Consider the following 16,978-nt stretch of genomic DNA (forward strand, 5'->3'; position numbering starts at 1 on the left):
GAGGACGTACGCATGTACTTCACCGACCGAGGCATCGAGGAACTCGTCGAGCGCCGGGGCGACGAACAGATCAGCGTCGAGTGGCTCGCCGAACGCCTGCGCGACTTCGTCGACCTGAACCCGGAGTTCGAGACGCCCGTCGAACGTTTCGCCACCTGGCTGGCCCGCCTCGACGACGAGGACGAGGACTGACGACCGTCCGCCCCCGACGAACGGACCCCGCGTGTTGCCGCCCCGCCCCCTGCTCGCCCGTCAGTCGGCCGTGACGGTCGGCGCCGCACTCGCCCTCCTCCTGTCCGGCTGCGGTGCCGAACCGAAGCCTCCGGCGCCCACGGCCCCGGTCGGCCCCCAGGTCTCCGCACCGCCCCTGCCGCCGGTCTTCTACGTCGATCCCGACAACCCGGCCGCTCAGGAGGCGGCACGCCGGTCGCAGCAGGGCCGGGCCGAGGACGCCGCCCTGCTGAACGAGATCGCCACACGGCCGACGGCGAAGTGGCTGACCGGCGAAGAGGACCCGGTGCGCGACGAGGTGGACGGGTTCCTCCAAGAGGCGTACCTGGCCGGGCAGACGCCCGTACTCGTCGCGCACAACGTGCCGGATCGCAACTGCGGGCGGGAGGAGACCGGAGGCGCGGCGAGCGCCGTGGAATACCAGCGCTGGATCCGGGACGTGGCGTCCGGCGTGAACGGCCGGCCGGTCATCGTGATCCTCGAACCCGGCGCGGTGCCGGACGCCGTCGACGGCTGCCCGCGGGATGTCGGTGGGAGGTTCGCGCTGCTGCGGGACGCGGTGGCGGTGCTGCGGAGCACCGGCAGCGCCCGGGTCTACATCGACGCCGGCCACCCCGCCTGGATACGTGACGTCGGCGCCCTGGCGGCGGCGCTGCGCAAGGCGGGCGTGACGGAAGCGGACGGGTTCGCGCTCAACGTGGCGAACTTCGTCGGCACGGACGAGAACGTCCGCTACGGGCAGCAGATCTCCGACAAACTCGGCGGCAAGAGCCGCTTCGTCATCGACACCAGCCGCAACGGCAACGGCGCGTACCCGGCGGCCACCGTGAACGGCGCGCCGAGTTGGTGCAATCCGCCCGGCCGGGCGCTCGGCGAGGAGCCGACGGCCGACCCGGGGCCGGATCGGGTGGACGCGCTGCTGTGGATCAAGTACCCGGGAGAGTCGGACAGCGACTGCCGCCCCGGCGAGCCGGAGAGCGGCGAATGGTGGCCGGAGTACGCCCTCGGACTGGCCCGGAAGGCACGCTGACCAGGTCCGGGGCGGCCAGCCGTCAGCGGTTCGCGTTCGTCAGGGTCGGCTCCAGGCCGGTACGCCGCAGCTTCTGCCAGCCCAGCCGGCCCCCGGTCAGCGCGGTGACGACCGACTGGACCATCACCAGGTACATCAGCTGCCGGTAGACGAACTGCTGCAACGGGAGGACCCAGAGCACGCCGAGCTTCTCCCGGTCGAGCCGGAACGCCACGGCCGCCGTCACCGTCTGCACCACCAGCATGATCAGCCAGGCCACCACCGTCTCGGTCCGGTCGAGGAAGAACAGGCCGTAGAGCGCCAGCAGGTCGATCACCGGCGCCACCAGCGGCAGCAGCACCCCGAACAGGCTCAGGAAGAGCAGGCAGCGCCGGGTGTACCGGCCGGAGGCGCCACGGTCGAACAGCGAGCGGCGGTGCTTCCACATCGCCTGCATGGTGCCGTAGCTCCACCGGTAACGCTGCTTCCAGAGCTGACCCATGGTGGCGGGCGCCTCGGTCCACGCCCGGGCGTCCTCCTCGTACACCACCTTCCAGCCGGCCCGGCCCATCGCCATCGTGATGTCGGTGTCCTCGGCCAGCGTGTCGTCGCTCATCCCGCCGGCGTAGCGCAACGCCTGCCGCCGGAAGGCGCCGATGGCTCCGGGGACGGTGGACATGCAGCGCAGGGTCTCGTAGAGGCGGCGGTCGAGGTTGAACCCGATGACGTACTCGATGTGCTGCCACTTGGCGATCAGGCTCTTGCGGTTGCCGACCTTGACGTTCCCGGCGACGGCGCCCACCTGTGGGTCGGCGAACGGCTGCACCAGCCGCCGCACCGCGTCCCGCTCGAGGATCGTGTCACCGTCGACCATCACGATCAGCTCGTGCCGGGCGAGCGCGACCCCGGTGTTCAAGGCGCTGGCCTTGCCGCCGTTCGGCTTCCGGACCACCCTGACGTTCGGCAGACCCAGGCCGTCGGCGATGTCGGCCGTCCCGTCGGTCGACCCGTCGTCGACCACGATGACCTCGATGCCGCCCGGGTGGTCGCCGCCGGCCAACGACCGGACCGCCGCGGCGATCCCCTCCTTCTCGTTGTAGGCGGGGACGATCACCGACACCGGGTCCGTCACCGGTGACCCCCAGGCCCAGTCCGGGGAGCGACGGCGGCGGGCGTGCCGGACGGCGAGCACGAACAGCATGACGGTACGTCCGATGGTGAGCACACCGACGACGACGAAGAGGAACCCGAAGAGACCCAGCATGCCGTCGGCGCCCTGCACCGCCCAGACGAGGAACCTGCCGCGCCACCGGTCCGCCTGCGAGGCCGCCGAGTTCCCGACCACCCGCTGGTCGATCCCGGCCGCCGCCAGCGCCAGGTTCATGCCCTCCGACACGGTGGTGAACCGGTAGCCACGCTCCTTCATCAGCGGGATGTAGCGGTCCAGCGCGGCGACCGTCTGGCTACGATCACCGCCGGCGTCGTGCCAGAGGGTGATCGCGCCGGAGTAGCCGGGTGGGATGGCGTTCGCGATCGCCTTGTCCGCACCGGGCCGCTCCCAGTCCAGGCTGTCGGTGTCGTTGAGCACCGTCAGATAGCCCAGCTGTCCCGCCTCCGTCACCAACGGCCAGTCCCGGTCGTCGATCGCGTTGGCGAAGGAAGAGTACGGAAAGCGGATCAGCGAGGTCTCGACTCCGGCGGCGCTCGCCATCGCCAGCTGGGTCTGGGCGTACTCCAGCCGTCGCCGCCAGCTGGGCAGGTTGGCCAGGTCGGGGTGGGTGAAGGTGTGCACCCCGAGCTCGTGCCCCTCGTCGGACATCTGGCGGACCAGCGCGGGATGCCGGGCGACCTGTGAACCCATCACGAAGAAGGTGGCCTTGACGTCGTACTTCGCCAGTACCTGCAGGATCTCCGGGGTCCACGTCGGGTCGGGCCCGTCGTCGAAGGTGAGCGCGATGGTCCGGGCCGGCAGACGGTAGGAGCGGACCTTGCCGTCAGCGGCGCCGATGATGGGACCGCCGTCCACGACGGCGGCGGGGACCTGGGTCTGGTCGTGGTCGGTGTGCTCGGTGTCGGGCACGAAGGCGGCGTTCGCGTACGCCGCCACGAAGAGAACGCCGGCCAGAACCACGAGCAGCACGCCCAGCACGGCCCAGCTCGGCGACGGCACGACCCGCCGGACCCGCCGGACGGCTGCGGAAGGCGCGACGGCGGAGAGCCGGTCAGCCATGGTGAAGTTCGGTGCCCGGGGCCGCGCCGAGGGCGAGCGGCTCCCGACCGCCGGCCGACGACGATCCGTCGGAGGGCTCCACGGCGGGGTCCGAGGTGACGGTGGTGCCCTCGGAAGCCGGAGCGGAACTCGTGGGGGTCGGGTCCGGGATGATCGCCGGGATCGGTGGCGGCTGCCAGGGCCGCTCCGTCGACTCCACGAAGGGGAGGATGGAGCCGGGACTCACCGACGCCCCGGCGAAGCTCGCCCCGACGAGCGCCGTGTAGGCCAACCCCAGCGCCCCGAGGGCGTACGCGACCAGCCGCAGCCGCGACCGTCGCCGGCCGGTGGGGTCGACGAAGACGGGTGGGAGTCGCGGCACCACCGCCATCAGCATGGTCGGACTGTCGGCCCGTCTGGCGGCGGGCGTGATGATGATCGTCGTGTCGTCGGAGACCGGCGGCGCGGCCACCGGAGTCCGCACCGACCGCGACACCACGGGCTTGATGATGACTGTGTCGTCCGTCGAACTCTCCGGCGTACCCGGCACCACCTCTGGATCCTCGGCAGTGGCCGCGATCGGATTCCGGGTCACGGCCTGGACGAGGGCGGGGCGGTCGGTCACAGGTCGCGAGTCTAGCGAGGGGCCTTCACGTCTCTGCCGCCGTACCGCCCCTGTTCGTCGATCCCGCCGCCGCGGCTCCGCGGCCCGCACCGGATCGGCCTGCCGCCGGCCCCCGGTGGTGACCGTAGGGCCGGATGGCTCCGCTCCGACCAGCGCGGATGCGGATGCGTCCGCCGGAGCGGACCCGGGACACGAACCGACGAGCGACACCGCGATCTTGTAGCGTGAGGTCGTGGCGCAGAGCGTGTATTTGACCAGCGTGGGGTCCGGCGGTGGGAAGTCGACCATCGCACTCGGGCTGGCCGAGCTGCTCTCCCGCCAGGTCGGCCGGATCGGCGTGTTCCGACCGTTGATCGCCGGCACCGGCCCGGACCCGATCCTCGCTCTGCTCAGCGAGCGCTACCGCGTCGACCTGCCGCTGGCGGACCTGGCCGGAGCGACGTACGCCGAGGCCACCGCCCTGGTCTCCGACGGCCGCCGCGAGGAGCTGATCTCCCTCATCGTGGAGCGGTACCGAGCCGTCGAGCGGCACTGCTCGGCGATGGTCGTGGTGGGCAGTGACTTCGACGACACGGGGGACCCGGCCCGCCCCCGCGAGTTGGCGTTCAACGCCCGGCTGGCCACCGAGTTCGGCAGCGTCGTGGTGCCCGTGGTGGACGGGTTCGGCCAGGAACCCGCCGCGATCGCCGCGGCCGCCCGTGGCGCGTACCACGACCTCGCCGACCTGGGCGCCACCGTGCTCGCCGTGATCGCCAACCGGGTGCCCGAGCCGATGCCGCTGCCCGAGTTGCCCGTGCCCGCGTACGCCATCCCGGAGGTGCCGAGCGTCTCGGCGCCGACGGTGGCCGAGGTGGCGGCGGCGCTCGACGGCACCGTGCTCGCCGGTGACGAGGCCGCGCTCAGCCGGGACGTGCTCGACTTCGTGGTGGGAGCGGCGCAGGTGCCGATCCTTCTCGACCACCTGACCCCCGGAGCCCTGATGATCACCCCGGGTGATCGGGCCGACCTGCTCGTCGCGGCGAGCGCCGCGCACGTGGCCGGGCAGGTCTCCCTGGCCGGCCTGGTGCTCACCCTCGGCGAGCGGCCGGACCCACGGGCGATGCGGTTGGTGGAGCAGCTGAACACCGGCCTCGCCGTGCTCTCGGTACGGACGGACAGTTACGACACGGTCGCCGCGTCGAGCCGGATCGAGGGGCGGCCGAGCGCCGACAACCCGCGAAAGGTCGAGGCGGCGCTCGGCGCGTTCGAGGCGAACGTGGACACCGCCGACCTGGCCAGCCGGCTACGGGTCAGCCGGTCCGAGCGGGTCACCCCGCTGATGTTCGAGAACGAGCTGATCGACCGGGCCCGCACCCGGCGCCGTCACCTGGTACTGCCCGAGGGCAGCGAGGAACGCATCCTGCGCGCGGCGGAGATCCTGCTGCGCCGGGGCGTCGCCGAGCTGACCCTGCTGGGCCGCCCGGACGAGATCGCCCGGCGTGCCCGGGAACTGGGCGTCGACGTCGGCGACGCGCACGTCGTGGACCCGACCGCGAGCGAATGGCGGGACGAGTTCGCCACCGAGTACGCGCGGCTGCGCGCCCACCGGGGGGTGACCGCGGAGCTGGCGCACGACATCGTGGCCCAGCCCAACTACTTCGGCACGCTCATGGTGCGGGCCGGCTTCGCCGACGGCATGGTTTCCGGTGCGACCCACACCACCGCCGCCACCATCCGTCCCGCCTTCGAGATCATCCGGGCCGTGCCCGGCGTCTCGGTCGCCTCAAGCGTGTTCTTCATGCTGCTCGCCGACCGGGTGCTGGTCTACGGCGACTGCGCGGTGAACCGCGATCCGGACGCCGCTCAGCTCGCCGACATCGCGATCTCGTCGGCGGACACCGCGGCCCGGTTCGGCATCGAGCCCCGGGTGGCCATGCTGTCCTACTCGACCGGCAGCTCGGGCGCCGGCGCGGACGTGGAGAAGGTCGCCACAGCCACCGAACTGGTCCGCGCCCGCCGGCCGGAGCTGCTGGTGGAGGGCCCCATCCAGTACGACGCGGCCATCGATCCGGCGGTGGCCGCCACGAAGCTGCCGGGCAGCCCGGTCGCCGGTCGGGCGACGGTGTTCATCTTCCCCGACCTGAACACCGGCAACAACACGTACAAGGCGGTGCAGCGCTCCGCAGGTGCGGTGGCGGTAGGGCCGGTCATGCAGGGGCTGCGCCGCCCCGTCAACGACCTTTCCCGGGGAGCCACCGTGCCGGACATCGTCAACACGGTGGCGATCACCGCGATCCAGGCCGCCGCGCCGGCCGAGGAGGCCGAATGAGTCGGGTGCTGGTGCTCAACTGCGGGTCGTCGTCGGTGAAGTACCGGCTCTACGACGGCGACGAGGTGCGGGACAACGGCACGGTCGAGCGGATCGGCGAGCCGGGCGGTGGCCCCGCCGACCACGAGACCGCCGTCCGGCAGATCCTCGCCGGCCTGGACCTGACCGGGCTGGCCGCCGTGGGGCACCGGGTGGTGCACGGCGGCACGCGCTTCGGCGAACCCGTGCGGATCGACGAGGCGGTACTCGCCGCGATCCGTGACCTGGTGCCGTTGGCGCCGCTGCACAATCCGCCGAACCTGGCCGGCATCGAGGTGGCCCGCCAGGCGCTACCGGGCGTGCCGCAGGTCGCGGTCTTCGACACGGCGTTCCACCGCACGATGCCGGAGGCCGCCGCGACGTACGCCGTCGAACGCGACACCGCGAAGCGGTACGGCATACGCCGGTACGGCTTCCACGGCACCTCGCACGCGTACGTGTCCCGGCGCACCGCCGAACTGCTCGGCCGCCCGTACGACGAACTGAACACGATCACCCTGCACCTGGGCAACGGGGCGAGCGCCTGCGCGGTCGCCGGGGGCCGTAGCGTGGCGACCTCGATGGGCATGTCACCGCTGGAGGGCCTGGTCATGGGCACCCGCAGCGGCGACCTCGACCCGGCGGTCATCTTCCACCTGCGACGCGAGGGCGGGCTCTCGGTGGACGAGATCGACGACCTGCTCAACCACCGCAGCGGCCTGCTGGGGCTGGCCGGCGCCAACGACATCCGGGAGGTGCTGGCGCGCCGGGCAGAAGGCGACGAGGCCGCGGCCCTCGCCTTCGACGTCTACTGCCGCCGTATCACCAGCTACGTCGGGGCGTACTACGCGCTGCTCGGCCGGCTCGACGCGATCACCTTCACCGCCGGCGTCGGTGAGCACGCCGCACCGGTGCGGGAGTCGGCCCTGGCCGGCCTGGACCGGCTCGGCATCGCCGTCGACCCGGCACGGAACGCGGGGAAGGGCGACCGGGTCATCTCACCGGACGGGGCCGAGGTCACGGTCTGCGTGGTCACCACCGACGAGGAGCGCGAGATCGCTCGCGCTGCCCGTGAGGTGGCGGAGGCGGCCTGACCGCTCAGGCGACCGCGAGCCAGACGGCCACCGCGACCAGCACCACAACGACCACGGCCGCGCCGACGATCATCGGCAGCCGACTGGGGGCCGCCGCCGGCGCCGACGGCTCGGGCGTGTGGGCGAAGGCGCGGAAGGCTTCGGTGTTGCCGCTCGGATCGGTGTAGTTCTCAGGCATGCGGTGACCCTAGCGAAGCCGGTCCAGGCCGGCCGGTCCGCCACGGCCGCCGCCCGCGACCCGACCGTGCGGTGGACGTCATCCGGCCGGGGGTTGTCCGGCGGGAGCCGGACGGCGGGGACAACGGCCGCGCCCGGCCCCCTACCGTGGAACCGTGGGGACGAGGCGGCTGTTGGCAGCAGCGGTGGTGACGATGCTGCTCGCCGGCTGCGCGCCGGCCGGTGCCGTGACCGGGGCACCGGCTCCGACCGGCCGGGCGCCCGAGGGCACGTACGCCGTCGGCGTGCGTACGTTCACCCTCGACGCGGGCTCGGCGCGTCCCCTGCCGGTGACCGTCTGGTACCCGGCGAAGGGCGGGGCGGTGGCCGTCGGGCGGTTCCCGGTGGTGATCTACAGCCACGGGCTGGACAGCCTGCCCGAGCTCCACGCCGGGCTGACGAGCCGCTGGGCCGCCGCGGGCTTCGTGGTGGCCGCGCCCGCCTTCCCGAACACGCGGCGCGGCGCGGCCCGCTTCAACCGGGCGGACGTACGAAACCAGCCGGCCGACTGCTGGCGGCTGATCCGGCACCTGGTCCGGCTGGACGCGCGCCAGGACGACCCGCTCGCCGGGCACCTCGACGTCGCCCGGTTCGCGGCGGCGGGCCATTCGGCGGGCGGCTACACCACCGCTAGAATGTTCACCTCGGACCACCCATCCCGGCTGCGCGCAGGTGTGATCGTCGCGGGCGGCGGGATGGCGGGCGGCCTCGCGGGGCAGCCCGCCCCGCTGCTCTTCGTGCACGGCACCGCCGATCCGATCGTGCCGCTGGCAGTGGGCCGCGCGGCGTACGACCGGGCTCCCGGCCCGGCCGCTTTCGTCAGCGTGCTCGGGCAGGGCCACGGCGAGTACCTGATTCCCGGGGAGCCCGGCTTCGAGCAGGTCTTCGCCACCATGACGGACTTCCTGCGGTGGACGCTCTACGGTGACCGGGAGGCCAGGGAGAGGCTTCGTACCGATGCACGATCGCCGCTGACCCGCTATGAGTCCCGCTAGGCCCGCGCCGGGGCGGGACGGCCGGGTACGGTCGGCGAGTGGACGGGCTCGCGGAGCGGCAGTTGCAGAGCGTGGACGAGGTGGTCGCAACGGCCGGTGCAGCCGGCATCGAGGTGTGGCTGCGCGGCGGCTGGGCGATGGACTTCCACCTCGGGCGGGTGACCCGGCCGCACGTCGACGTCGACTGGTACTGCTGGCGCGCGGACGTGGACCGCCTGGCCGCGTCGTTGACCGGTCGTGGCTGGCAACCCGACCCCCGGATGCCGGCCGAGGTACAGCTGGACCTGTTCTGGGACGACGTCGAGGTGAGCTTCGCCTACCTGGCGCAGGACGCCGGCGGCAAGGTCACGGTGGGCGCGGGCCCGTGGGCGGGCACGCAGCTGCCCACGGGAATGCTCGACGGCCCGCCCGGAAGGATCGGCTCGCACACCGCACCGGTCATCTCGGTGGCCGCACAGATCGAGTTCAAGGAGATGTTCCCGGTCTGGATGCCGGAGCGCCCCCGCCGACCTAAGGACGCCGACGATCTCGCCCGGCTGCGCGCGTCCTTCATCGCCTAGCGAACCGACCGGCGACGAGCCGTCGCGGATCAGGTCTTCCGTAGCGCGGCCGGGCGGCGCGGTCGGGCGGCACCGCGAGGGCGGCGCGGTCGGCCAGCGCGGCTGGGCAGCGCGGTCGGAAGGCGCGGCCAGCAAGGTTTCAACCGAGCTTGATGACTGTGAGGCATTTTTATACCTCAGAGTCATCAAGCTCGGCGCCGTCGGCTGCCGCCCCCGCAGGCAGTGCCGACGTTGTCCTCGTCGGGGCAGGTCTGTCCGCCGGACCGTACAAGATCGATGACCGTGTCGAGCCGGACCGAACCGATGGCGACCGCGACGGCGGACGGCGACGGCGACGGTGGTCGGTCCGTTGGCCGGCCCGCACCCCAGCGGTCGGGCACAATCGGATTCATGTCCCGTCGTCGGCGCGCCGCCCTGCTCGCCGCCGTTCTGTTCGCGGCCGGCTCGGCGGGCTGTTCCGGCAAGGCGCCCACTCCCGAGCGGCCGACCGCCCCGGCCGACCGTCCGGCGAGCGCCACGCCGGCACCCCGGGTACCCGAGGGCACGGCGCCCGCGCGGGACTTCGGGGTCGGCGTACGACAGCTGAAGCTGAACCGCGACGGCGGCCGCCCCCTCCCGGTGACCGTCTGGTACCCGGCGGCCGGGCCGCCCGGGGGCGAGCCGGAACACGCGGCCGCGGCGGCCGACGGAAGGTTTCCGGTCGTGATGTTCAGCCACGGCCTGGGTGGCCGGCCGGACGACTACGAGGCTCTGTTGACCCGCTGGGCGGCGGCGGGCTTCGTGGTGGCCGCGCCGACCTTCCCGCACACCTCGCGGAACGCCGATGCGAACGTGCTCGACGTGCTCAACCAGCCGGCCGACGTGTCGTACGCGCTGACCCAGGTGCTCGCGCTCGACCACAGGGCCGGTGACCAGCTACGCGGCCGGCTCGCCACCGATCGGGTGGCGGCAGCCGGGCACTCGGCGGGCGGAGTCACCACCATCGGCCTCTTCACCGCCGGGCGAGACGAGCGGTTGGACGCGGGCGTGGTCTTCGCCGGCACGGCGCTCGGCGTGGGCACGGCGTTCGCCGGCACGGCCGCCCCGCAGTTCTTCGTGCACGGTGAGCTGGACGAGGTGGTCGAGTACGCGGCGGGCAAGGCCGTCTACGACGCGGTGCCCTGGCCTAAGGCGATGCTCAGCCTCACCAGGGGCGACCACGGGAGGGCGTTGCTCTCCGACGGGGCGGCGATGCGGGTCGTCGCGGACACCACTGTCGAGTTCCTCCGCTGGACCCTGTACGGCGACCCGGCGGCCAAGAAGCGCATCCCCACCGACGCCACCCGCGGCAACCTAGCCACCCTGGACAACCGCCTCTAACTCCCGCGCCACCCTCCGAGGGGGTCAGGCGGTGTGGTCGATGACGATCTTGCCGAAGGCTTCGCCGGAATGTAGGCGGGCGAAGGCCTCCTCGACCTTGCTGAATGGCACCACGCTGTCCACCACCGGGCGGACCTGCCGTTCGGCGCAGAACGCCAGCAGGTCGTAGAGCTCCCCCGGGGTACCCATCGAGGTGCCGAGGATCTCCAGCTGCATGGCGAAGACCCGGCGCAGGTTGACCTTCGGCTCGTGCCCGGCGGTGGCCCCGGAGACCACGATCCGGGCACCCGGCGCCGCGGACTTCAGCGAGTGGTCGAAGGTGGCCGCGCCGACCGTCTCGATCACCACGTTCACCCGCTCCGGCAGCCGGGCCCCCGGCTCGACCCCGGTCGCGCCCAGCGCCGCGATCCGCTCGCGCTTGCCGGCGTCCCGACTGGTCGCGTACACCCGCTTGCCCATCGCAGCGGCGAGCACGACGGCCGCCGTCGACACCCCGCCGCCGGCGCCCTGCACCAGCACGGAGTCGGCCTCGTCCAACCGGCCCTTGGTGGTCAGCATCCGCCACGCGGTGAGCCAGGCCGTGGGCAGGCAGGCCGCGTCGGCCGGCGACAGCCCGTCGGGCAGTGGCACCAGGTTCGCCCGCGGTACGGCCACCCGCTCGGCGAGGGTGCCCGGGAAGTACTCGGAGAGGATGGAGGATCCGCGCGGGTCGCCCGGGGTGGGCACGATCGGGTAGACGACCACCTCCCTACCCTCCGGGTCCACGCCCGCCGCGTCGCAGCCGAGCACCATCGGCAGCTGCGCCTCGGTGAGGCCGACACCGCGCAGCGACCAGAGGTCGTGGTGGTTGAGCGAGCTGGCCCGCACCTCGACGGTCACCCAGTCGTCGGCCGGGTGGGTCGGCTCCGGCCGCTCCCCGACGGCGAGCGCGGCGAGCGGGTCGGTGTCATCGAAACGGGAGGCGAAGGCGGCACGCATGGTCGGCACCGTAACAAGCTGAGCGGCCGTTAAGAAGGCCCATTTCTGTGCCGAACGCGACAGAATGGGCCGCTATCGGCCTGGGCGGCGAGTTCAGGCGCGGGCGACGCCGTCCCGGCGGGCCGCCTCGGCGACCGCTTCCGCCACCGCGGGCGCGACCCGCGGGTCCAGCGGTGACGGCACGATCGCGTCGGCGGTGAGCGTCTCGGCGACCACTCCGGCGATGGCGTCGGCGGCGGCCACCTTCATCCCGTCGGTGATCCGGGTCGCCCGGGCGTCGAGCGCCCCCCGGAACACTCCGGGGAAGGCGAGCACGTTGTTGATCTGGTTCGGGTAGTCGCTGCGTCCGGTGGCGACCACGGCGACGTGCCGGGCAGCCACCTCCGGGTGCACCTCGGGGGTGGGGTTGGCCAGGGCGAAGACGATGCCGTCCGCCGCCATGCCGGCCACCGCCGCCTCCGGGATCTGCCCGCCGGAGACGCCGATCAGCACGTCCGCGTCACGCAGCGCCTCGGTGATGTCGCCGGTACGACCATCGGCGTTGGTCGTCGCGGCCAGCTCGGCCTTCGTACCGCTCAGGTCGGTGCGGTGCCGGCCGATGATCCCCTTGGAGTCGCAGACCACCACCTGGTCGGGGTCCACCCCGCCCGCGATCAGCATCCTGGTCACGGCGACACCGGCCGCGCCGGCGCCGCTCACGGCCACCCGCAGGTCGCCGAGCTTGCGGGTGAGCAGCGTCGCCGCGTTGCGCAGCGCGGCCAGCACCACGATGGCGGTGCCGTGCTGGTCGTCGTGGAAGACCGGGATGTCCAGCGCCTCGTCGAGCCGACGCTCCACCTCGAAGCAGCGCGGCGCGCTGATGTCCTCCAGGTTGATTCCGCCGAACGAGGGCGCGAGCGCCCGCACGGTCGCGACGATCTCGTCCACGTCCTGGGTGTCCAGGCAGACGGGGACCGCGTCCACGCCGGCGAACTGCTTGAACAGCACCGCCTTGCCCTCCATCACGGGCAGCGCCGCTCGTGGACCGATGTTGCCGAGCCCGAGCACCGCCGAGCCGTCGGTGACCACCGCGACGGTGTGCGCGGTCCAGGTGTAGTCGGCGGCCAGGCCCGGGTCGGCGGCGATCGCCTCGCACACCCGGGCGACCCCCGGGGTGTACGCCAGGGAGAGATCCTCCCGGCTGGTGAGCGGCACCGTCGAGGCGATGGCCATCTTCCCGCCGCGGTGCAGCTGGAAGACGGGGTCAGCGGGGTCCACGGAGGACGAAGGCATTGGTGACTCCAGAACTCTGTCGAGCAGACGGGGCGGCCCGCTCGGTGCGCGAGGTGGGCGGCGAGCGGCGGCGCGCGGTGCGGGGGTCACCCGGGCACTTTCCGAGCATAGTGTCGGAGGCGCCCTCCGGACGTGCGCAGGGTCATAACGGTCGCGCGCCGACCCGGCCGGGCCGGGGCCAGTAACGAACCAGGACCCGGCCCCGCACGTCGGCCACGCCGTACGCGCGGGAGTCGTCGGTGATCAGGTCGTTGTCCCCGCGCAGCCACCAGCCGCCGTCCTGCGGCCGTACCGCGCGCTTGACCACCAGGAGGTCCGGGCGGCTGCGGAAGACCGCCACCACCACGTCTCCGGGGCGTACCGGTCGACCGCCCCGGCGCACCAGCAGCGCGTCGCCGTGGCGCAGGGTCGGCGCCATGGACGGGCCGGTCACCAGGACCGCGGTCAGCGGCCAGCGGAGCCGGTGCGGCTCCGCCGGGTGACTGGGCGGCATGGTTTCACCTCCACCGGGTCGGGGAGCCGGTCCAGGAGTAATGTCGTCTTGGATCATCGCAAACTTCCCATGGAGGATCCCGATGCGACTTCCGCGCATCCTTACGCCCCGCGTCACGGCGAGCGCCCACTGCGACCTGCCGTGCGGCGTCTACGACCCGGCCCAGGCCCGCATCGAGGCCGAGTCGGTGAAAATGATCTGCGAGAAGTACCAGGCGAACACCGACCCGGAGTTCCGTACCCGCGCGGTCATCATCAAGGAGCAGCGCGCCGAGCTGGTCAAGCACCACCTCTGGGTGCTCTGGACGGACTACTTCAAGGCCACCCACTTCGAGAAGTACCCGCAGCTGCACCAGCTCTTCAACGAGGCCACCAAGCTCGCCGGTTCCGGCGGCGTCAAGGGCAGCCTCGACCCGGCCACCGCCGACCAGCTGCTGCAGAAGATCGACGAGATCGCCAAGATCTTCTGGGAGACCAAGAAGGCGTGACCCTCGGGGCTCAGGCACCGACGATCCGGCCGGTACGTCCCGAGGACGTGCCGGCCGTCGTCGCGATGGTGCACGAACTAGCGGCGTACGAACGCGCTCCCGACCAGTGCCACCTCACCGACGAGCAGCTGACCACCGCGCTGTTCGGTCCGGCGCCCGCGCTCTTCGGTCACGTTGCCGTGGACGCGCGGGACGAGCCGATCGGGTTCGCGCTCTGGTTCCTCAACTTCTCCACCTGGGCCGGCGTGCACGGCATCTACCTGGAGGACCTCTACGTGCGTCCGGCGGCCCGGGGCAGCGGCGCGGGCCGGCTCCTGCTGGCCACCCTCGCATCGATCTGCGTCGAGCGGGGCTACCGCCGGCTCGAATGGTGGATGATCAACTGGAACCCGGCGGCCGGCTTCTACGCGGCGATCGGCGCGGAGAAGATGGACGAGTGGGTTCCCTACCGGCTCAGCGGCGAGGCTCTGCACGGACTGGCCGCCCAGGCGGTGACGGCCCCCACGCGCACGACCGTCTGAGCGGGTAGAGTCCCCGACCGGGGGGATGAGTGGTGACTCAACTGACCGGCCAGGCGGCCACCGGCGACGATGTCGTGCACCTCACCGTGCCCGCTGACGGCGGCTACCTGGGTGTGCTCCGCACCGCCACCGCCGGCCTCGCGGCCCGGCTGCAGTTCGCCCTCGACGAGATCGAGGATCTGCGGATCGCCGTCGACGAGGCCTGCGCGATGCTGTTGGCCGTCGCCACGTCCGACGCCGAGTTGGAGTGTCGGTTCTCGGTGACCGAGGACGCCCTGACCGTCGAGGTGACCGTCCCGACCGTCCGCGGCGCGGCGCTCCCCGCCGAGTCGTCCTTCGCGTGGAAGGTGCTCACCGCGCTGACCACGTCGGCCCGCGCCACCGCCAGTGACGGGCGGGCCACCATCTCGCTGCTCACGCGACGGTCCACCGGCTACTGAGCCGCCGCCGGCCTGGTCAGGAGAAGCCCAGGGCCCGGTTGCTCGCGGGCGCGACAAGCAGCACGCTCACCCCGACGCCGAGCGCCATCAGCGGTACGCCTAGCCAGCCCATCCCGCCCTGGATCATGTACCAGCCGATCGGCAGGAGCATCAACTGGAGCACGATCGCCGGGGCGCGCGCGCCGGCGCGGCGGCGGTGCAGCGCCGCGCCGAGCACCCAGAGGGCGACAGCTCCGGCGACCGCGAACGCCGTCACCAGCAGTGCCGAGGTCAGGCCGACGGTGGTGTCCGCGGTCAGGTCGGCCCACACCAGCCAGAGGGCGATCAGTCCCACGGCGACCGCTTCGCCGCGCAGCAGCCACACGGCCCAGCGGAGCGTGACGGGAATCGGGTCGGAGTCGGTGGTCACGGGCGCCACGATACCCGGGCTACCGGGAGGTACAGTGCCGCCCATGCGGGCCGTCCTGGTGGTCAATCCGAAGGCCACCACCACCAGCGAACGCAGCCGGGACGTCCTGGTCCGGGCACTGCGCAGCGAGGTCCACCTCACCGTGCGCTACACCCGCCGGCGGGGACACGCGACCACGTTGGCTCGGGAGGCCGCCGAGGAGGGCGTCGACGTCGTCGTCACGCTGGGTGGCGACGGCACCGTGAACGAGATGGTCAACGGCCTCATGACGGCCCAGCCGCCGACCGTGCCGGGCGCGGTGTCGTCGGCCGAGCGGCTGCCCGCGCTGGCCACCGTGCCGGGCGGATCGACGAACGTCTTCGCGCGGGCACTGGGCCTGCCCCGGGAGTGGCCGGAGGGGACCAGCATGATCCTCGAAGGGCTGCGCCTCGGCCGCTACCGGACCATCGGTCTGGGCCGGGCCGACGACCGCTACTTCACCTTCTGCGCCGGTTTCGGCCTGGACGCCGCGGTCATCCACCGGGTGGAGCAGGCGCGTCGCCGGGGACGGGTCTCCAGCCCCAGCCTCTACCTGCGCGCGATCCTGAGCCAGTACTTCTTCGCCTCGGACCGCCGGCGTCCGGCCATCCGCCTGGAGCGGCCGGGCGAACTGGTGGAAGCTGGCCTGTCGACGGCGATCATCCAGAACACGGCTCCGTGGACGTACCTGGGCGACCGGGAGATCAACCCTAATCCGAAGGCCTCCTTCGACCTCGACCTCGACGTGCTCGCGCTGCGTCAACTGCGGGTGCCCAGTACTACACGGACGGTTACCCAGTTTTTCTCCTCGCGGCCCGATCCGACCGGGCGGCAGGTGCTGCGCCTGCACGACGTGGCGGAGTTCACGCTGGTCTCCAGCCGTCCGCAGGCCTTCCAGCTCGATGGCGACTACCTGGGTGAACGGGAGAAAGTCAGATTCACATCCGTTCCCGCCGCACTGAGAGTAATCTGCTAGGTCTCGGGTACCACCGAAGGTCGACGCGGCGCTCACGCCAGGACGAGCAGCCGCCACGCCGACGGAAGGGTGCCGGAAATGTCAGCGTTGACACAAGATCCGTACTATATTGATCCTCGACTGTGGCACTCCGGGTAACCAGAGGGCTTAAGAATACGGACAAATGGGTTGTGGGCTTGCTCACCGCGCGGAGTTTTTCCGAGCGTCACCCTTGACATTGCGTGAGTTCGTGAAAGTATTCACAAGCGAACTTGAGTTACCGGGACATCGCCTGGACACGCTCACCACGCTGAGCCGTTCCAGCAGGTCCGCGGGGCCAGCAGCCTGCTCACGCAGTGCCGAATAGTCGAACGCGAACCGTTACGACCGGCAGTGCGGACGCATATAGGAAAAGCACCAAAAGCGTTATCTGCCACCCATCCAGAATGAGGAGTGTTGCCGCCATGGACTGGCGTCACCATGCTGTCTGCCGCGACGAGGACCCGGAGCTGTTCTTCCCGATCGGGACGTCTGGCCCGGCTCTCCTGCAGGTCGAGCAGGCCAAGGCCGTCTGCCGGCGCTGCTCCGTGACCGACCAGTGCCTGCAGTGGGCGCTCGAGTCCGGTCAGGACGCCGGCGTCTGGGGCGGGATGAGCGAGGAGGAGCGGCGCGCCCTCAAGCGTCGCGGTGGCCTCCGGGTGCTGCGCGCCCACTCCGCCTGACCAACGACACAGTAGAACGCCCCGCGGGTCACCCCGCGGGGCGTTCTGCCGTCCGGGCC

Annotated in this window: 19 protein-coding genes; 12 read left to right on the forward strand and 7 right to left on the reverse strand. The window is 72.2% G+C overall.

From position 1 onward, the window contains the following. Positions 1–12: 12 nt before the first annotated feature. Together BXA10_RS20210 and BXA10_RS20215 are read left to right on the forward strand one after the other, a co-directional pair. A complete protein-coding gene (locus BXA10_RS20210) occupies positions 13–192 on the forward strand; it encodes a DUF6104 family protein (protein WP_076472068.1) in 180 nt (59 codons plus the stop codon). 31 nt (positions 193–223) lie between these two features. Further along, the gene (locus tag BXA10_RS20215) at positions 224–1,261 is read left to right on the forward strand and encodes a glycoside hydrolase family 6 protein (RefSeq protein ID WP_245828325.1); all 1,038 of its coding nucleotides are present in this window, start codon (positions 224–226) and stop codon (positions 1,259–1,261) included. A gap of 22 nt (positions 1,262–1,283) precedes the next feature. On the opposite strand, the gene BXA10_RS20220 is transcribed toward BXA10_RS20215, so the two are convergent. Then, positions 1,284–3,470, reverse strand: coding sequence for a bifunctional polysaccharide deacetylase/glycosyltransferase family 2 protein (locus BXA10_RS20220; RefSeq protein WP_084753038.1), 2,187 nt, complete (start codon positions 3,468–3,470; stop codon positions 1,284–1,286). Continuing rightward, the gene (locus BXA10_RS20225; protein ID WP_076472070.1) at positions 3,463–4,074 is read right to left on the reverse strand and encodes a hypothetical protein; all 612 of its coding nucleotides are present in this window, start codon (positions 4,072–4,074) and stop codon (positions 3,463–3,465) included. Before BXA10_RS20225 ends, BXA10_RS20220 begins: the two co-directional genes overlap by 8 nt. Before the next feature lie 232 nt (positions 4,075–4,306). Here BXA10_RS20225 and pta point away from each other — a divergent pair, with 232 nt between their 5' ends. Continuing rightward, positions 4,307–6,382, forward strand: a complete 2,076-nt coding sequence (pta, locus tag BXA10_RS20230) for a phosphate acetyltransferase (protein ID WP_076472072.1) — start codon at positions 4,307–4,309, stop codon at positions 6,380–6,382. Beyond that, positions 6,379–7,494 (forward strand): acetate/propionate family kinase, encoded by a 1,116-nt coding sequence (locus BXA10_RS20235; RefSeq protein WP_076472073.1) that lies wholly within the window; start codon positions 6,379–6,381, stop codon positions 7,492–7,494. Before pta ends, BXA10_RS20235 begins: the two co-directional genes overlap by 4 nt. A gap of 4 nt (positions 7,495–7,498) precedes the next feature. Here BXA10_RS20235 and BXA10_RS31565 read toward each other — a convergent pair whose 3' ends face one another. Then, positions 7,499–7,672: a hypothetical protein gene (locus BXA10_RS31565; protein WP_175649253.1), complete on the reverse strand. Its 174-nt coding sequence runs from the start codon at positions 7,670–7,672 to the stop codon at positions 7,499–7,501. A 193-nt stretch (positions 7,673–7,865) separates the two neighbouring features. Here BXA10_RS31565 and BXA10_RS20240 point away from each other — a divergent pair, with 193 nt between their 5' ends. The 3 genes from BXA10_RS20240 (at position 7,866) to BXA10_RS20250 (ending at position 10,624) form a co-directional block, all read left to right on the forward strand. Further along, positions 7,866–8,705, forward strand: a complete 840-nt coding sequence (locus BXA10_RS20240) for an alpha/beta hydrolase family protein (RefSeq protein WP_076472278.1) — start codon at positions 7,866–7,868, stop codon at positions 8,703–8,705. Between the two features lie 38 nt (positions 8,706–8,743). After that, positions 8,744–9,265, forward strand: coding sequence for a nucleotidyltransferase domain-containing protein (locus BXA10_RS20245; RefSeq protein ID WP_076472076.1), 522 nt, complete (start codon positions 8,744–8,746; stop codon positions 9,263–9,265). 390 nt (positions 9,266–9,655) lie between these two features. Further along, the gene (locus BXA10_RS20250) at positions 9,656–10,624 is read left to right on the forward strand and encodes an alpha/beta hydrolase family protein (RefSeq protein ID WP_076472280.1); all 969 of its coding nucleotides are present in this window, start codon (positions 9,656–9,658) and stop codon (positions 10,622–10,624) included. Positions 10,625–10,648: 24 nt separating this feature from the next. Here BXA10_RS20250 and BXA10_RS20255 read toward each other — a convergent pair whose 3' ends face one another. The 3 genes from BXA10_RS20255 to BXA10_RS20265 all read right to left on the reverse strand — a co-directional run bounded on the left by BXA10_RS20255 (position 10,649) and on the right by BXA10_RS20265 (position 13,424). Continuing rightward, positions 10,649–11,611: a zinc-binding dehydrogenase gene (locus tag BXA10_RS20255; RefSeq protein ID WP_076472078.1), complete on the reverse strand. Its 963-nt coding sequence runs from the start codon at positions 11,609–11,611 to the stop codon at positions 10,649–10,651. A gap of 84 nt (positions 11,612–11,695) precedes the next feature. After that, complete coding sequence (locus tag BXA10_RS20260; RefSeq protein ID WP_076472080.1) at positions 11,696–12,874, reverse strand: NAD(P)-dependent malic enzyme; 1,179 nt, start codon at positions 12,872–12,874, stop codon at positions 11,696–11,698. A 142-nt stretch (positions 12,875–13,016) separates the two neighbouring features. Continuing rightward, complete coding sequence (locus BXA10_RS20265) at positions 13,017–13,424, reverse strand: S24/S26 family peptidase (protein WP_425436098.1); 408 nt, start codon at positions 13,422–13,424, stop codon at positions 13,017–13,019. Between the two features lie 25 nt (positions 13,425–13,449). Here BXA10_RS20265 and sodN point away from each other — a divergent pair, with 25 nt between their 5' ends. From sodN to BXA10_RS20280, 3 genes are all read left to right on the forward strand, one after another. Next, a complete protein-coding gene (gene sodN / locus BXA10_RS20270; protein WP_076472083.1) occupies positions 13,450–13,854 on the forward strand; it encodes a superoxide dismutase, Ni in 405 nt (134 codons plus the stop codon). A 65-nt stretch (positions 13,855–13,919) separates the two neighbouring features. Next, positions 13,920–14,375: a GNAT family N-acetyltransferase gene (locus BXA10_RS20275; protein ID WP_084753062.1), complete on the forward strand. Its 456-nt coding sequence runs from the start codon at positions 13,920–13,922 to the stop codon at positions 14,373–14,375. A gap of 32 nt (positions 14,376–14,407) precedes the next feature. Then, a complete protein-coding gene (locus BXA10_RS20280; protein WP_076472087.1) occupies positions 14,408–14,815 on the forward strand; it encodes an ATP-binding protein in 408 nt (135 codons plus the stop codon). 16 nt (positions 14,816–14,831) lie between these two features. Here the strand turns inward: BXA10_RS20280 and BXA10_RS20285 are convergent, their stop codons facing one another. After that, on the reverse strand, positions 14,832–15,224 hold the full coding sequence (locus BXA10_RS20285) for a hypothetical protein (RefSeq protein WP_076472090.1): 393 nt from the start codon (positions 15,222–15,224) through the stop codon (positions 14,832–14,834). 43 nt (positions 15,225–15,267) lie between these two features. Here BXA10_RS20285 and BXA10_RS20290 point away from each other — a divergent pair, with 43 nt between their 5' ends. Further along, a complete protein-coding gene (locus BXA10_RS20290) occupies positions 15,268–16,218 on the forward strand; it encodes a diacylglycerol/lipid kinase family protein (protein WP_076472092.1) in 951 nt (316 codons plus the stop codon). A gap of 443 nt (positions 16,219–16,661) precedes the next feature. Then, the gene (locus BXA10_RS20295) at positions 16,662–16,919 is read left to right on the forward strand and encodes a WhiB family transcriptional regulator (protein WP_076472094.1); all 258 of its coding nucleotides are present in this window, start codon (positions 16,662–16,664) and stop codon (positions 16,917–16,919) included. Positions 16,920–16,978 lie beyond the last annotated feature (59 nt).

The sequence above is a fragment of the Micromonospora avicenniae genome (genome assembly GCF_900156065.1).
Taxonomy (GTDB): Bacteria; Actinomycetota; Actinomycetes; order Mycobacteriales; family Micromonosporaceae; genus Micromonospora; species Micromonospora avicenniae.

Bases quoted from the DNA above. Each gene is read 5' to 3' on its own strand.
- BXA10_RS20290 (WP_076472092.1), top strand. From the start codon at position 15,268: ATGCGGGCCGTCCTGGTGGTCAATCCGAAGGCCACCACCACCAGCGAA.
- BXA10_RS20235 (WP_076472073.1), top strand. From the start codon at position 6,379: ATGAGTCGGGTGCTGGTGCTCAACTGCGGGTCGTCGTCGGTGAAGTAC.
- BXA10_RS31565 (WP_175649253.1), bottom strand. From the start codon at position 7,672: ATGCCTGAGAACTACACCGATCCGAGCGGCAACACCGAAGCCTTCCGC.
- BXA10_RS20250 (WP_076472280.1), top strand. From the start codon at position 9,656: ATGTCCCGTCGTCGGCGCGCCGCCCTGCTCGCCGCCGTTCTGTTCGCG.
- BXA10_RS20220 (WP_084753038.1), bottom strand. From the start codon at position 3,470: ATGGCTGACCGGCTCTCCGCCGTCGCGCCTTCCGCAGCCGTCCGGCGG.
- BXA10_RS20265 (WP_425436098.1), bottom strand. From the start codon at position 13,424: ATGATCCAAGACGACATTACTCCTGGACCGGCTCCCCGACCCGGTGGA.
- BXA10_RS20295 (WP_076472094.1), top strand. From the start codon at position 16,662: ATGGACTGGCGTCACCATGCTGTCTGCCGCGACGAGGACCCGGAGCTG.
- BXA10_RS20240 (WP_076472278.1), top strand. From the start codon at position 7,866: ATGCTGCTCGCCGGCTGCGCGCCGGCCGGTGCCGTGACCGGGGCACCG.
- BXA10_RS20210 (WP_076472068.1), top strand. From the start codon at position 13: ATGTACTTCACCGACCGAGGCATCGAGGAACTCGTCGAGCGCCGGGGC.
- BXA10_RS20275 (WP_084753062.1), top strand. From the start codon at position 13,920: ATGGTGCACGAACTAGCGGCGTACGAACGCGCTCCCGACCAGTGCCAC.
- BXA10_RS20260 (WP_076472080.1), bottom strand. From the start codon at position 12,874: ATGCCTTCGTCCTCCGTGGACCCCGCTGACCCCGTCTTCCAGCTGCAC.
- sodN (WP_076472083.1), top strand. From the start codon at position 13,450: ATGCGACTTCCGCGCATCCTTACGCCCCGCGTCACGGCGAGCGCCCAC.